The 14,887-nt window shown below is 65.7% G+C and carries 14 protein-coding genes and 1 riboswitch; of the genes, 8 read left to right on the top strand and 6 right to left on the bottom strand.

Features of this window, described 5'->3' with window-relative positions; genetic code table 11:
• Nucleotides 1-156 precede the first annotated feature (156 nt).
• The 4 genes from PDM28_RS14095 (at nt 157) to PDM28_RS14080 (ending at nt 2,864) form a co-directional block, all read left to right on the top strand.
• Nucleotides 157-414: a helix-turn-helix domain-containing protein gene (locus tag PDM28_RS14095; RefSeq protein WP_311182509.1), complete on the top strand. Its 258-nt coding sequence runs from the start codon at nt 157-159 to the stop codon at nt 412-414.
• On the top strand, nt 411-1,667 hold the full coding sequence (locus tag PDM28_RS14090) for a HipA domain-containing protein (RefSeq protein WP_311182508.1): 1,257 nt from the start codon (nt 411-413) through the stop codon (nt 1,665-1,667). The genes PDM28_RS14095 and PDM28_RS14090 overlap by 4 nt, the downstream gene beginning before the upstream one ends.
• Before the next feature lie 89 nt (nt 1,668-1,756).
• Entirely contained in the window at nt 1,757-1,981 is a 225-nt protein-coding gene (locus tag PDM28_RS14085; RefSeq protein ID WP_102945405.1) for a hypothetical protein, read from the top strand.
• A 64-nt stretch (nt 1,982-2,045) separates the two neighbouring features.
• The gene (locus PDM28_RS14080; RefSeq protein ID WP_311182507.1) at nt 2,046-2,864 is read left to right on the top strand and encodes a hypothetical protein; all 819 of its coding nucleotides are present in this window, start codon (nt 2,046-2,048) and stop codon (nt 2,862-2,864) included.
• On the opposite strand, the gene PDM28_RS14075 is transcribed toward PDM28_RS14080, so the two are convergent.
• Nucleotides 2,830-3,369, bottom strand: a complete 540-nt coding sequence (locus tag PDM28_RS14075) for a hypothetical protein (protein WP_311182506.1) — start codon at nt 3,367-3,369, stop codon at nt 2,830-2,832. The genes PDM28_RS14080 and PDM28_RS14075 overlap by 35 nt on opposite strands.
• Before the next feature lie 368 nt (nt 3,370-3,737).
• Between PDM28_RS14075 and PDM28_RS14070 the strand changes: the two genes are divergently transcribed.
• Nucleotides 3,738-4,082, top strand: coding sequence for a SymE family type I addiction module toxin (locus PDM28_RS14070; RefSeq protein ID WP_311182505.1), 345 nt, complete (start codon nt 3,738-3,740; stop codon nt 4,080-4,082).
• Nucleotides 4,083-4,209: 127 nt separating this feature from the next.
• Here the strand turns inward: PDM28_RS14070 and PDM28_RS14065 are convergent, their stop codons facing one another.
• Nucleotides 4,210-4,626 carry a hypothetical protein gene (locus PDM28_RS14065; RefSeq protein ID WP_311182503.1) on the bottom strand — a complete coding sequence of 139 codons (417 nt, stop codon included), beginning with the start codon at nt 4,624-4,626 and terminating at the stop codon, nt 4,210-4,212.
• Nucleotides 4,627-4,638: 12 nt separating this feature from the next.
• Nucleotides 4,639-6,723: a catalase gene (locus PDM28_RS14060; RefSeq protein WP_311182502.1), complete on the bottom strand. Its 2,085-nt coding sequence runs from the start codon at nt 6,721-6,723 to the stop codon at nt 4,639-4,641.
• Nucleotides 6,724-6,893: 170 nt separating this feature from the next.
• Here PDM28_RS14060 and PDM28_RS14055 point away from each other — a divergent pair, with 170 nt between their 5' ends.
• Both PDM28_RS14055 and PDM28_RS14050 read left to right on the top strand, forming a co-directional pair.
• Nucleotides 6,894-7,604 (top strand): AraC family transcriptional regulator, encoded by a 711-nt coding sequence (locus PDM28_RS14055; RefSeq protein ID WP_102945412.1) that lies wholly within the window; start codon nt 6,894-6,896, stop codon nt 7,602-7,604.
• Nucleotides 7,605-7,740: 136 nt separating this feature from the next.
• Nucleotides 7,741-9,135, top strand: a complete 1,395-nt coding sequence (locus PDM28_RS14050) for an amino acid permease (RefSeq protein ID WP_102945413.1) — start codon at nt 7,741-7,743, stop codon at nt 9,133-9,135.
• A gap of 80 nt (nt 9,136-9,215) precedes the next feature.
• On the opposite strand, the gene PDM28_RS14045 is transcribed toward PDM28_RS14050, so the two are convergent.
• From PDM28_RS14045 to gcvP, 3 genes are all read right to left on the bottom strand, one after another.
• Complete coding sequence (locus PDM28_RS14045; RefSeq protein ID WP_311182501.1) at nt 9,216-9,596, bottom strand: hypothetical protein; 381 nt, start codon at nt 9,594-9,596, stop codon at nt 9,216-9,218.
• Nucleotides 9,597-9,711: 115 nt separating this feature from the next.
• A complete protein-coding gene (locus PDM28_RS14040; protein ID WP_311182500.1) occupies nt 9,712-10,026 on the bottom strand; it encodes a hypothetical protein in 315 nt (104 codons plus the stop codon).
• 260 nt (nt 10,027-10,286) lie between these two features.
• Nucleotides 10,287-13,166 (bottom strand): aminomethyl-transferring glycine dehydrogenase, encoded by a 2,880-nt coding sequence (gene gcvP / locus PDM28_RS14035; protein WP_311182499.1) that lies wholly within the window; start codon nt 13,164-13,166, stop codon nt 10,287-10,289.
• A gap of 86 nt (nt 13,167-13,252) precedes the next feature.
• Nucleotides 13,253-13,354, bottom strand: a riboswitch (glycine riboswitch).
• A 347-nt stretch (nt 13,355-13,701) separates the two neighbouring features.
• Here gcvP and PDM28_RS14030 point away from each other — a divergent pair.
• A complete protein-coding gene (locus tag PDM28_RS14030; protein ID WP_311184698.1) occupies nt 13,702-14,868 on the top strand; it encodes a multidrug effflux MFS transporter in 1,167 nt (388 codons plus the stop codon).
• Nucleotides 14,869-14,887 lie beyond the last annotated feature (19 nt).

Below are 14,887 nucleotides of genomic sequence, written 5' to 3'. Positions count from 1 at the left end.
ATATGGGCATCCCGCACCATTTCGAAGCTGTTGTTTAGTTTTAAGTGTTTCGCCCCCGGCCGGATAGCAATTCGAAGCTGTTGTTTAGAAATGGTTGCAGACGCCCTCTTTGCACTGCATGATAGAAACAACTGCTTAGATTCGGTGGCGACGGCCGTGATCGACATCAACGTGAAGACCCCCGAGGACATTGGCGAGATCATTCGCCGCGTCCGCCGCAACCAAGGCATCCGTCAGGACGACCTGGCTGCCTATATCGACTCCAGCCACGTCTTCATGCGCGATGCCGAACGTGGAAAGCCTTCGGTGCAGCTGGGAAGAGTCCTGCGTGCGCTGGACGAACTGGGCATCAAAATGACTCTGCAGGTGCCCGACGCGTTCATGGAGCCCAAATCCAGGCGATCGGACAAATGAACATTCCCGGCCCACGCCTGTTGTGTGTCTGGCTGGACACCGAGCTTGTTGGTCGACTTTCCGAACAGGGAAACCTGTGGCGATTCGACTACGACCCCGCTTGGCAGGGGGGCGATTTATCGCCTTCAATCCCGCGAGCACAAGGATCGATCATCGACGGCGCTTCGCTGCGCCCCATCCAGTGGTTCTTCAGCAACCTCTTGCCGGAGGAGGGCGCAAAGGTCCTGCTGGCTCGCGACGCGCGCGTAGATGCCGCCGATAATTTCGGTCTGCTCCAATACTACGGCCGTGAATCGGCAGGTGCGCTCACGCTGCTGCCAGACGGCGAAGGCATCGCACCGGCCGGGCTTGAGCCCTTGTCAGATGAGACGCTGTCGCTGCGCATTCGCCGCCTTCCCCAAGTACCGCTGAGCCACGATGCGCCCAAACGGATGTCCTTGGCTGGCGCGCAGCACAAGCTCGCCGTGACCCTCCTTGAGGACGGGCTGTATGAGCCTGTGGGATCCGAACCTTCCACCCACATCCTGAAGCCCGACCATCCGCAACTCGAGCACTACTGGCAGACCACCATCAACGAGTGGTTCGTGATGCGATTGGCGTCGGCCGTGGGAATGGATACTGCGGAAGCATCAATCAAGCGAGTTCCAGAGCCGGTGTACCTCGTACGTCGCTTTGACCGTACTTTCCGGACGCCACCAGGCAGGTTGCAGGTGCTCGATGGGTGCCAGATGCTATCGTTGGACGCGCTCTACAAATACAGTGAAGCGACCTCGGAAGCATTCAATGCCCTGATCGATTTGTGTGTATCACGGGCCGATACGCGAGCCAAACTGTACCGCTGGTGGCTGTTCAACCTGATCACCGGCAATTCCGATGCCCACCTGAAGAACCTCAGCTTCTTCGCCACTTCAGACGGCTGGGTACTGGCGCCGCACTACGACTTGATCTGTACCAGCATCTACGCGGCGCGCAATGCGTGGGGCGCTGATGTGCCGGTTACCCCGCCGGGAGGCCTGCCTTACAACAGGCAGACCCGAGCCAGTGTCATCGCGTTTGGTTCCACCATCGGAATCAACGCCCGCGCAGCCGAACGTGAACTGGATTTCCTTCTCGAACGCGTTCAAGCGCATGTCGGCAGACTCTACGATGAGTATGAAGCCGGCGCCGCTCACGGTGTTGATCCCGGGGAAGCTCGGTTGCTCCGGGGGATCATCTATGGCCCGATAAAAGAGATGCTCGCGCAGCTGCAGTAGTATCTGCAGGGTTGAGCTCAATCGCCCATCATGGTTCCATCCATACGCGCCGCAAAATCGCGGCAGAACAACACAGGCAAGGAGGCCATATGGCTGGCAGGAATTTCGGGCTCACCAACATCTATCTGAAGTTGGGGCTGGGCATGATGCTGTTGGGGGCGCTGATCTTCGCGCTGGGGCTGCTGCTGGGCCCGCGCATGGGCCAGTTTCCCTGGCTGGCCAACATCGCCATGGTGCTGATTCCCGGTGGCGTGGTGGTCTATGTGATCGGCCGCATCGCCAAGGCCATTACCGGAATGCGTTCAAACCCCTGACCGACCGCCCTGACTATCCACCCGGCCGGATTTCGGCGATGCTCGTCCCATCACAGGGGGCGACATGGACAACAAGGACAGGGACAGCATCATCGGTGACGTACCCGCGACCGGGCAGCTGGACGGCACGGTTGCCGTCGCCGGCGAGGTCACGCCTACCGACTGGTCGGTCATGCCGGTGGTCAAGGGCAGCGAAGATTCGGTGGTGATGGAGTTGTGGCGGTTGCTGAAGCAGGAGCCGGCACTGATCGTCAGCGCGGGGTACGTGCTGCTGTCGCTGCTCGGCCTGTGGTCGAGTTACTTCTTCTACCTGCGCTTCAATCTGTCGATCCTGGACTACCTGCAGATCAGCGACTTCCTGGTCGCCGGCCTGCGCGACCCCATGTATGCGGGGATCCTGGCGGGCGGCATCTTCCTGGCGGTGGTACTGGGCTGGCCGGATACACTGCGGCGACGCAATCCGGCCAGGGTGGAAGCGCTGCGCGCGCGGCACTGGGGGTGGCGGATACTGTTCTCAAAGTCGCCGCTGACCAGTTGGGACACCTCGGGCATGCGGCCGTTGACCGGCCTGACCATCGCCGTGGTGTTCTTCATGGCCATCGGCGCGGCCCAGTATTCGATGAAGAAGGCCGAAGACATCCGCGACAACGGCGCGGGTGCCTCGGTAACCGTACACCTCAACGGTGATGCAGCACCCCTCAAGGAGCAGGCGCGCCTGCTGGGCAGCAGCAGCGCCTTCGTGTTTCTGTGGTGGCCGGAGCAGAGGCGCGCCGAAGCGCTGCCGATCTCGGCGATCAAACGCCTGCAGTCGGTAGTACTGCCACCGAAGGCGGTTGCCGTGCCCCTGGTCAGCGCATCTCGAACGAAGACTGCAGCGGAATAGTCACGTTGCGCAGCGTGTCGCGCACGTTGATCGTCACCGTCCAGGTGCCTTTCGGGTCGCCGGCTTCGGCCGTGAACTTCACGCCCACCGTGGACAGGTAGACCAGCTTGGGATCGGTCTCCAGCGGGGTGACGAAGCAGGGCAGGTCACGCTCGTCGCCGCTCAGGCTCCCGTCGGGCTTGCTGATGCGCAGGTCGCAGCGCACCTGGGTCATGCCCTGCGCGTCCAGCTTCGGATTGGACAGGAACGAGAGGATGTAGAGCGAACCGCCTTCCTTGACCTCGGTGGCCAGGTCGAAGCGCGGCGCCACCTCGGGCGGGCTCTCCCACTTCTGCTGCCAGTCCGGATCGGCGGTGATCACCAGCGAGGCGGAGAAGCCGTCGCTTGTTTGGGAGGCAGAAGCCCCTGGCAGGGCAGTGCCCGGTGCATTCCCCGGCGCCGATTGGGCCAGTACCGACAGCGGCGAGAGCAGGGCTGCGAAAGCGAGCGTACGTGCGAGCTTCATAAGACGTTTTCCCCCGGTAGCCGCGTCCTGCGGTGATGTTCGAGTATCGCCGATTTCGCGCACATGGCGTCAAGTCAGGCGGTGCGGAGCGACTTGGCGATGCTGATTGCGTCGCACCAAAGATGCTGCCTACTGAAAGTCAAATATCATTCGGAACATTCGATTGGTCATCGCTGATCGCATCGACCACGCTGTGCCCTGGAGACTGAAATCTCCGCGAACGAGTTGAAGTAGGAACTTTCTGCGTCGGGAGGGTGGCGCCATAAAACACCCCCGGGGAAAACGCCGCTCCGTATCGTTTGCACGGATTTCAGCCTCCCGACTCCCTCGCCATCCCGGCGAGGGACATCTTCCGTTGGAGGTGGCATATGCATGTTTCCAAGGTTGTTGCGCCTGACGGTGCGACCGGTGTGCACGGGTTGTATTGGTTCAGACCTGAGAGTCTGAAGATCCGCGCGCTATATGACTGGCGCTCGGGCGCGAAGGGGGAGGAGCTGTGTGTCCCCTCGCTGTTCCTGCGCGGCATGTGGATGAGCATGGCGGGGTTGGAGGTCGGCAGCCGGGTTGTGGTGTCGATTGCGCCGGGTCGGGTGTTGTTGACGTTGGCGCACCCGCCTGTGGGCGCGGCGTCGCGGTTTGCGTCGCGGCGGACGGTGCTGCATGCGTTGGCGATGCGGCGGAAGTCGAATGCGGTGCTGGGAATGGCGGCGTAGGGAAACGACGACGGGGTGCCGGATTTGCCGACACCCCGTGTTTGGGGGCTTGCGAAAGCCTGGTTCGATTCGGGTCCATGCGTTAAAGAGCGTGGACGGCGTATCGGCGGTTGTTTGGGAACCAACCCTACCGGGCAGCGGCCTTCTTCGTGGCCTTCCTGGCGGTCTTCTTTGCTGCCTTCTTCGTGGCAGTTTTTTTCGTGGCAGCCTTCTTCGTAGCGGCCTTCTTTGTCGTCTTCTTTGCCGCCTTCTTTGTGGCCTTCTTTGCGACCTTTTTTGTGGCCGCTTTCTTTGTCGTCTTCTTCGCGGCCTTCTTGGTCGCCTTCTTCGCAGTTTTCTTTGCAGTGGACTTCTTCGCCGCCTTTTTGGTGGCCGCTTTCTTCGCAGGTGCCTTCTTCCCGCCACCGTCCTGCTTGTTCACGGTGGCCCAGGCGATGCGCTCTGCGGCCTCTTCACTGCGACCTTCCGCCTTCTCGCTTTTCTCGATATGGGCGGCCTGGCGCTTCTGCTTGTCGGTGTAGCTGGATTTGTCTCCGCGGGGCATGCGGGTGTCTCCTCAGGCAAGGGTGCGGACTTTGGGTTCGCGGGCCCATTGGCGGGTGGCGGCGGCGGCGAGGAAGGCCTTGGCGTCTTCGGCTTCCACTACGCCGTTGTCCTTGCCCACGCGGGCGGTCTTGAGCAGCAGCTGGGCGCCTTCGTCGGCGGCAATCGCCTTCAGGTGCGCCCAGGCATCTGCGGCGAAGTCGATGGCGGCCGATTCCTTGGACAGCCGCTTGGCGGCGTCTGCGCTGAGCACGATCGCCACGGCATCGAACACCACCGACGGCGTGCCAGCGAGCTGGCCGTCCGCCGGTTGCAGCTTGCCGTCGCTGAGCTTGCCGCCGCCCACCTTGGGCGCTACGAGCTTGACGGTGGCCCCTGCCTTTTCGGCGGCTTTGCGCAGGTTGGCGATCAACCCCGCGTCCGAACCTTCGTCGAACAGGATGCCTACGCAACGCCCCTTCAACAGGTCCTTGGTGCGGCCGATGATCCGCACTTCCGGCGCCTTGGGCATGTCCTTGGCCGGCGTGGCGGTGGGAGCAGGGTCGGGCAGGGCGGGCAGGGCCAGGCCATCCGCCACGCGCTTGGCCAGCGACTCGTCGATGTTGCGCAGGTGGCTCACGGTGCGCTCGCGCACGGCGGCGGTTTCCACCTTGGACAACTCGAACACCAACGCCGAGGCAAGATGCGCCTGCTCTGGCGCTTCCAGGCTGCGGAAGAACATGCGCGCCTGGCTGTAATGGTCGGTGAAGCTGGCCGCACGCACGCGACCCTTGCGGCCGTCGTCGGCCGGGGTGGCGTGGCTGGGGAACCCATCTGCGGTTTCGCGCGGGCTGTCGCCCTGCAGCGAGCTGGGGTCGTAGGCGACCCGACCTTTGGGAATGTTCATCTGCATGTGGCCGTCGCGCTGGTGGTTGGCGAACGGGCACTTCGGGGCGTTGACCGGAATCTGGTGGAAGTTGGGCCCGCCCAGGCGGCTGAGCTGGGTGTCCAGGTAGGAGAACAGGCGGCCCTGCAGCAGCGGGTCGTTGCTGAAGTCGATGCCCGGCGGGACGTTCGCCGGGCAGTAGGCAACCTGCTCGGTTTCGGCGAAGAAGTTGTCCGGCCAGCGATCCAGCACCATGCGGCCGATCACGGTCAGCGGCACCAGCGATTCGGGGATGATCTTGGTTGGGTCCAGATGGTCGAACGGGAAGCCTTCCGCCTCTTCCTCGGTGAACAGCTGCACCGCCAGTTCCCACTCGGGGAAGTCGCCAGCAGTGATCGCCTCGAACAGGTCGCGGCGGTGGAAGTCGTTGTCGGCGCCCTGCAGCTTCACCGCTTCGTCCCACACCGTGGACTGGATGCCCAGCTTCGGGCGCCAGTGGAACTTGACGAACGTCGACTCACCCTCGTCATTGAGCAGGCGGAAGCTGTGGATGCCGAAGCCTTCGATCATGCGCAGCGAGCGGGGAATGGCGCGGTCGCTCATCGCCCACATCACCATGTGCATGGACTCGGGCATCAGCGAGATGAAGTCCCAGAAGGTGTCGTGCGCGCTCGCGGCCTGGGGGAAGGCGCGGTCCGGCTCCATCTTCACCGCATGGATCAGGTCGGGGAACTTGATCGCGTCCTGGATGAAGAACACCGGGATGTTGTTGCCTACCAGGTCCCAGTTGCCCTCGCGGGTATAGAACTTCACCGCGAAGCCGCGCACGTCGCGCGGGGTGTCCACCGAGCCGGCGCCGCCGGCAACGGTGGAGAAGCGGGTGAACACCGGGGTGCGCACGCCCACTTCGGTCAGCACGCGGGCGCGGGTGTAGTCCTGCAGCGAGCGGGTCAGTTCGAAGTAGCCGTGGGCCGCGCTGCCACGCGCGTGCACGATGCGCTCGGGAATGCGCTCGTGGTCGAAGTGGGTGATCTTCTCGCGCAGGATGAAGTCTTCCAGCAGGGTCGGCCCGCGCGGGGTGTCGCGCAGCGAGTTCTGGTTGTCGGCAACCGGAATGCCCTGGTTGGTGGTCAGCGCCGGGTGCGTGCCACCGGCGCGCTGGTGCAGTTCGTCGCCCTCTCCACGGAGGTCGGCGGGCGGGGCGGATTTGCTGCGGGGCTTGCTGGTGGCCATCTGGCGCTCCGGGCTGGCGGGGGTCAATGCCCAACACTGGCGATGCGCGCGTTAATCGCCAGTCGCCGAACCGGGCGCTGCCTGCACCTGTGCTTCACACCGGCGCACGCGTTCGCCGGGTCGGTCGGGCGGGGTATCCTTACGGGGAACCCCACCTCATTCCGCCCCGCATGCGTGTTGAACCTGCCGACATCGAAGCCCTGTTCGATGCCATTCCCGACGTGCTGTTCTTCATGAAGGACCGCGAGGGGCGCTATACGCACATCAATCAGACCATGCTGCGGCGGCTGGGCCTGAAGTCGCGCAAGGAGGTGATCGGGCGCACGGCGGCGGAAATCTACCCAACCGGGCTGGGCGCCGATTACGCCACCCAGGACGCGCAGGTGCTGGCCGGAAAGGTCATCGAGAACCTGATGGAGCTGCACCTGTTCGCCAACCGCGAGCCGGGCTGGTGCCTGACCTGCAAGCGACCGCTGCTGGTGGAAGGCGAGATCCGTGGGCTGATCGGCATTTCCCGCGACCTCGGCCAGAAGGACAGCCTGGGCACCCAGTACGAACAGTTGCGGTTGGCGCTGGCGCACCTGAACGCGCATTACGCCGAGAACGTGCGCATGCAGACCCTGCTGGACATCACCGGGTTCTCGCTGTCCAAGCTCGAGCGCACCTTCCGCAAGGTGTTCCAGATGACCCCGCAGCAGGTGCTGACCCGCCTGCGGATCCAGATGGCCGTGCATCTGCTGCACGGCAGCGACACCATCGCCAGCATCGGCCAGGCCTGCGGCTTCACCGACCAGAGCGCGTTCACCCGCAAGTTCAAGGCCGAGGTGGGCGTCTCGCCCCGCGCCTACCGCGCCCAGGTCACCGGCCGCGCCGAGGCCTGAAGGGGCGCCGGTTCCCGCGTAGCGACACGCCACGCGTGTCCCCGACCAACCCGGCCACATCCATGACGCACAGCAGGATGCCTGCGACAGCCCGGAAAGGGTATCGTGTCGCACCTGTTGCCCGCCTTCGACACCGATGCCCGCACCCCAGACCTCGGCCACGCCCGTTTCGCCCCCCAACACCCGCCTCGAGCACGCGCTCAAGCCCCGCCAGCTGATCATGATGGGGCTCGGCAGCGCCATTGGCGCCGGCCTGTTCCTGGGCTCCGGGGTGGGCGTACAGGCCGCCGGACCGGCAGTGCTGCTGTCCTACCTGGTCGCCGGCGCGCTGGTGATCATCGTGATGAATGCGCTGGGCGAAATGGCCGCGGCCAAGCCGACCAGCGGTGCGTTCTCGGTCAATGCCGCCGACGCCATGGGCGCCACCGCCGGCGCCACCGTGGGGTGGCTGTGGTGGGTGCAGCTGGTGATCGTGATTGCCGCCGAAGCGGTGGGTGCGGCGGGCCTGTTGGCCACGGTATGGCCGGTGATACCGGTGCCGATGGCGGCGCTGGCGTTCATGCTGGTGTTCACTGCGATCAACCTGCTCGGAGTGAAGAACTTTGGTGAGTTCGAATTCTGGTTCGCCATCCTGAAGGTGGTGGCGATCATCGGCTTCATCCTGATCGGCGTCGCGTTGCTGATGGGCTGGCTGCCGAACGTGACCTCGCCGGGCCTGAGCAACTTCACTGCGCATGGCGGTTTCGCCCCCAACGGCCTGGCCGGGATCGGCGCGGCGCTGCTGGTGGTGGTGTTCGCCTTCGGCGGCACCGAGATCGTGGCGGTGGCCGCGGCGGAAACCCAGGACCCGGAGCGCAGCATCGCGCGCGCCATCCGCACCGTGGCCTGGCGCATCCTGGTGTTCTACATCGGTTCGCTGACCGTGATCATCGCGGTGGTGCCGTGGAACAGCGAGTCGCTGAAGTCGCCGTTCGCGGCGGTGCTGGAAGTAGCCAACATTCCGGGCGCGGCGGCGGCGATCACCCTGATCGCGGTGATCGCGCTGCTGTCGGCATTGAATGCGAACCTGTATGGCGCCTCGCGCATGATGTACTCGCTGGCCCGGCGCCGCGAAGCGCCGGCGGTGCTGGGCTGGACCGACCCGCGCCAGGTGCCGATCGTGGCGGTGCTGGCCAGCGTGCTGTTCGGCTTCGCCGCCACCATCATGGAGCTGCTGTTCCCCGACCAGGTGCTGCCGGTGCTGCTGAACATCGTCGGCTCCACCTGCCTGCTGGTGTGGACCATGGCGCTGCTGTCGCAGCTGATCCTGCGCCACCGCGCCAACCGCGACGGGACCCGGTTGCCGTTCCGCATGGCCGGCTACCCGTACCTGACCGTGGCCGCGCTGTGCATCCTGGCGCTGATCTTCGGCCTGCTGCTCTCTGAAGAACACACCCGCCTGCAGTTCCTGTCGATGGCGACGCTGACGGCGGTGATTGCCGCGAGCAGCGAGATTGCAAGGCGGGTGAGGCGGAGCCGCGGGGATTGCTGATGCGGGTCTGTGAGACGAAACGCTGAAACGATACGGCCCGCGAAAGCGGGCCGTAGGCATTTGGCGGGATGTCTGCAACGTTACCGGCCTTCCGGGCCGCTGCGGGCGACGGGCTGCGACGCTGATCGCGCACCCTCCGCCGCCAACGGCATGGCGTGCGGCCCGCCCGAACCGATCCGCGTCGGCTTGATTGGCGCTGCGCGTGGGATCTTCATGCTGGTGTCATCGATGAAATAGCTGCGGCCGCGCGGCAGACCATATGCCGCGTTTTCGGTCGGCTCGGGCGCCGGGTAGGCGAGGCGCACCAGTCCACGGCGTCCGAAGAGTTCGGGAACGTGCTCGTTGGCGACGCTGCTGGGGGCAGCGGTGGAGGCAGGACGTGCGGCGTGTGTTTCGAGCGCACGAATGGCGGCGGAAGATCCGGATACGGGTGGGGCGGGTAGGGTATTGACCATGAACATCTGCTCGGTGCGACGGGGACCGCAAAGCGTGGCGTCACGGGCCGCCCGACGCCTTCAGCTTTCCATCGCAAGTGACCTGGTCCACCGGTGGGCCAGGTCGCCGTCAATGTGGAACTCAGAAGTTGGATGCTCCGCCATTGGCCATGCGGGACTCGCGAAGGATGCTGGCAGTCAAGGCACTGCGCTCGCTCGCCGCTGCGCGTTCCTGCGGCTTGGGGTCGGAGAGTGAACGGAACAAGGCCGCCTCGCGATGCGGTGCCAGCGCTTCGTCGAGTTGTTTTGTGAGCGCCGGAACGTCCTCGTTGCGGATGCTGCCCGGGGTGACGGAACCGGCAACTACGCGTGCGCGCTCGGCGGATACGCGGGTAGCTTCGGGCGTCCTGGTCGAGGGCACGGATGCAGCCCAGGAAGAGGAGGTTGTATTCACCATGGTAGTCAGCTCGATGCGGTTGGAGCATTCAGTGTGATTGTCGTTGGCGTGTGAGGCTTCAAGCTTTTGATCGTGCTGGTGCGACGTGCTTCGGTTGGGCGCCTTCGATGAGGGTCCATGCCTTACCGGGTGTTGCAGGGATATCGGCGGTCGATTGGGATGCGACCCTACCGCCCGTGTCCGTTTGCCGATGCGCGATCGGTTGCCCCAAAACAAACGGCCCGCTTGCGCGGGCCGTTGTCGTTTCCAGCGTTGAGGTCTTAGACCTCCACGCCCTCATCTTCCTTGTACGCGTCGATCGGGATGCACGCGCACATCACGTTCTTGTCGCCGTACACGTTGTCCACGCGCGCCACCGGCGGCCAGTACTTCTGCTGGCGCAGGCTGGCCAGCGGGAAGGCGGCCAGTTCGCGCGGGTAGGCGTGGCCCCACTCGCTGCCGGACACCGCCGTGGCGGTGTGCGGGGCGTGCTTGAGCGGGTTGTCTTCGCGGTCCAGGCGGCCGTCTTCGATCGCGGCAATTTCTTCGCGGATCTGGATCATCGCGTTGATGAAGCGATCCAGCTCGTGCAGCGATTCGCTTTCGGTCGGTTCCACCATCAGCGTGCCGGCGACCGGGAAGCTCAGGGTCGGGGCGTGGAAGCCGAAGTCGATCAGGCGCTTGGCGACGTCTTCGGCGACCACGCCGGAGGTCTTCTCCAGCGGACGTACGTCGAGGATGCACTCATGCGCCACCAGCCCGTTGCGACCGGTGTACAGGGTCTTGTAGTACGGGGCCAGGCGCTTTGCGATGTAGTTGGCATTGAGCAGGGCGACCTGGGTCGCCTTGCGCAGGCCGGCGCTGCCCATCAGGGTGATGTACATCCAGCTGATCGGCAGGATCGAGGCGCTGCCGAAGCTGGCCGCGCTGACCATGCCGACGTCGCCTTCGCCACCCAGCACCTTCGGCAGGAACGGCGCGAGGTGCGACTTCACCGCACACGGGCCGACGCCCGGGCCGCCACCGCCGTGCGGAATGCAGAAGGTCTTGTGCAGGTTCAGGTGCGACACGTCCGAGCCCCACTTGCCGGGCTTGGCCACGCCGACCAGGGCGTTCATGTTGGCGCCGTCGGTGTACACCTGGCCACCGTGCTTGTGCACGATCTCGCAGATTTCGATGATCTCTTCCTCGAACACGCCATGCGTGGACGGGTAGGTGACCATCAGCGCGGCGAGGCGGTCGCTGTACTTTTCCGCGTTGACGCGGATGTCTTCCACGTCGACGTTGCCGTTGGCGTCGGTCTTGGTCACCACCACCTTCATGCCGCACATCTGTGCGGAGGCCGGGTTGGTGCCGTGCGCCGAGTCCGGGATCAGGCAGATGTCGCGGTGCGCTTCACCGCGCGAGCGGTGGTAGGCGCGGATCGCCAGCAGGCCGGCATACTCGCCCTGCGCGCCGGAATTCGGCTGCAGGCTCACCGCGTCGTAGCCGGTGCATTCCACCAGCATCGCCTCCAGCCCGTCGATCAGCTGGGTGTAGCCGGTGGCCTGGTCGGCCGGGGCCAGCGGGTGGATGTTGGCGAACTCCGGCCAGGTCACCGGGATCATTTCGGCGGTGGCGTTGAGCTTCATGGTGCAGCTGCCCAGCGGGATCATGGTGCGATCCATCGCCAGGTCCTTGTCGGCCAGCGAGCGCAGGTAACGCAGCAGCTCGTGTTCGCTGTGGTGGGTGTTGAACACCGGGTGGGTCAGGAACGCGCTGGTGCGCACCAGGCCCGGCGGCAGCGCGTCGGCGGTGGCGGCGTCGAGCGCGTCCACGTCCACGGTGGCGCCGAACAGCTGGCCCAGCGCGACGATGTCGGCGCGGGTGGTGGTTTCGTCCAGGCTGATGCCGACCGCTTCGCTGTCGATCGCGCGCAGGTTGATGCGGGCGGCGGCGGCCTTGGCGTGGATCGCCTTGGCGTCGATGTCCTTGACGTGCAGGGTGTCGAAGAAGTGTTCGCCCACGTTGACGCCGGCAGCGCGCAGCGCGGCGGCCAGGATCGCGGCCAGGCGGTGGGTGCGGCGGGCGATGCGGGTCAGGCCGTCCGGGCCGTGGTACACGGCGTACATCGAGGCCATCACCGCCAGCAGCACCTGTGCGGTGCAGATGTTGGAGGTGGCCTTCTCGCGGCGGATGTGCTGCTCGCGGGTCTGCAGGGTGAGGCGGTACGCCGCATTGCCCTGGGCGTCGATGGAGACGCCGATCAGGCGGCCCGGCATCGAGCGCTTGTAGGCGTCGCGGCAGGCCATGAAGGCCGCATGCGGGCCACCGAAGCCGAACGGCACGCCGAAGCGCTGGCTGTTGCCGACCACGATGTCCGCGCCCCATTCGCCGGGGGCGGCGATCAGGGTCAGGGCCAGCAGGTCGGTGGCCACGGCGACCAGGCCGCCGCGCGCGTGCACGGCGTCGGCCAGGGCCTTGTAGTCGCCGACGTGGCCGAAGGTGTCCGGGTACTGCAGCAGCACGCCATAGGAGTCGGCTTCCAGAGCTTCGGCCGGGGTGCCCACGCGCAGCACGATGCCCAGCGGCTCGGCGCGGGTGCGCAGCAGTTCCAGGGTCTGCGGGTGCACGGCGTCATGCACGAAGAAGGTGTCGGACTTGCTCTTGGCCGAACGCTTGGCCAGGGTCATCGCTTCGGCGGCGGCGGTGGCTTCGTCCAGCAGCGATGCGTTGGCGATCTCCATGCCGGTCAGGTCGGCGCACAGGGTCTGGAAGTTGATCAGCGCTTCCATGCGGCCCTGCGAAATCTCGGCCTGGTACGGGGTGTACGCGGTGTACCACGCCGGGTTTTCCAGCACGTTGCGCAGGATCACGTTCGGGGTATGGGTGCCGTAGTAGCCCTGGCCGATGAAGGTGCGGAACACCTGGTTCTTGTCGGCAATGGCGCGGATCTTGGCCAATGCTTCCACTTCGGTCAGCGAGTCGGGCAGCGCCAGCGGGGCCGGCGACTTGATCCCGGCCGGCACGATGGCGTCGGTCAGGGCGTCCAGCGAGGCGTGGCCGACCACGTCGAGCATCTGCGCGATTTCGGCGTCGTTCGGGCCGATGTGGCGTTCGACGAACGCGTTGTGGTGTTCAAGCTCGCGCAGGGAGGGGGTGTTCTGGGACATGGCTGGCATCCAAAAGAGTGGGCACGCACGTTCGGAAGCCCTGGGGCCGGGCGTGTCGAAAACGACAACGAACCACCGGACCTCGCGGTCTTCCTGGGTGCCCCTCTGTCCTTTTGCCTGAGAGTTTGGAAGTACGCATCTGCGCGCTTCGTGCCCCTTCGGCGCCGGCACTGGCCGGTCTCTCCAGAGTTTTGGTGCGGGTGGTATCGGGCCTGAGCGATTACGGGCGTTGCGCCTTCGGCAGCGGGCGCTGGACAACGCGCCGCTTCTCCCACCATGTAGCCCGGCGATTATAGCCCAGCGACCCGGCCCGCAGCGGCCGTCCAGCACCTGAACAGGGGGCGCGGACAGGGCCGTAACCGGCGCCCGGGCATGGTGCCAGGCAGGCGGACGGCCTATCATGGCCGGATCCTCGTATTCATCAGGCGCCACCGCGTTGCGGCCGGGCGCCCCGCGTGCGTTCGCGCACGCCGCTGACGGAAGCCCCGATGACCGCCCCTCGCCCTCCACCCGCCGTTTGGCCCTGCTGCTTGCCGGCCTGGCTATGTTCGGTCCGTTCTCGATCGACACCATCTTCCCGGCGTTCCTGCTGCTCGGCGAGCGCATGCAGGTCGACCAGGTGGCGGTGCAGCAGACCGTGAGCGTGTACCTGCTGTTCTACGGCCTGATGAGCCTGGCGCATGGTCCGCTCTCTGACGCGTTCGGCCGTCGCCGGGTGATCCTGGGCGGGCTGGTGCTGTTCATTGCGGCGTCCATCGGCTGCGCGCTGTCGCGCGACCTGACCACCCTGCTGGTGTTCCGCGCGCTGCAGGGCGTGACCGCCGGCGTCGGCGTGATCGTCGGCCGTGCGGTGATCCGCGACCTGTACCACGGTGCCGACGCGCAGCGGCTGATGAGCCAGGTCTCGATGATCTTCGGCATCGCCCCGGCGATCGCGCCGATCATCGGCGGCTGGATCCTGCTCGGCGGCGGCGATTGGCCGCTGATCTTCTGGTTCCTGGTGGCGTTTGCGCTGGTGCTGCTGGTGGCCACTGGCAAGTGGCTGCCGGAAACCCACCCGGTGGAAGCGCGCACGCCGTTGTCCACCGGCGCGCTGCTGCGCAGCTATGTGCAGATGGGTACCAACCCGCGCCTGCTGCGGCTGGCGGCGGCCGGTGCCTTCAACTTCTCCGGCATCTTCCTGTACATCGCATCGGCACCGGTGTTCGTGATGCAGCACCTGCAGCTGGGGCAGGGTGGGTTTGCCTGGTTGTTCATTCCCACCATCGGTGGCATGACCATGGGCTCGTTCCTGTCCGGGCGCATGGCCGGACGGATCACCGCGCAGCGCCAGGTGGCCATCGGCTTCAGCCTGTGTGCGGTGTCGGCGCTGGTGAACCTGGCCTATGTTCTGGCCGTGGGGCAGATCGCGCTGCCGTGGGCGGTGCTGCCGATCTTCATCGGTGGCGTGGGCATGGCGCTGATCTTCCCGATCCTGGCGCTGGCGGTGCTGGACATGTACCCGCACCAGCGCGGTCTGGCCTCGTCCATGCAGATGTTCATCCAGCTGATGATCAACACCGTGGTGGCCGGCGCGGTCTCGCCGCTGCTCAGCGGCACGCCGCTGCACCTGGCGCTGGGCTACGCCGGGTTCTTCGCCATCGGCGCCAGCTTCTGGTTCTGGGAGCGCCGCTGTGAACGCCGACGCGAGGCGGCGGCAAGCCTGGGCTGAGCCCCCGTGCGCTATTCTG

It is taken from the genome of Stenotrophomonas aracearum (assembly GCF_031834615.1).
Taxonomy (GTDB): domain Bacteria; phylum Pseudomonadota; class Gammaproteobacteria; order Xanthomonadales; family Xanthomonadaceae; genus Stenotrophomonas; species Stenotrophomonas aracearum.
Note: the sequence above shows the minus strand (reverse complement) of the source record. Positions and strands in the feature narration are given on the sequence as shown.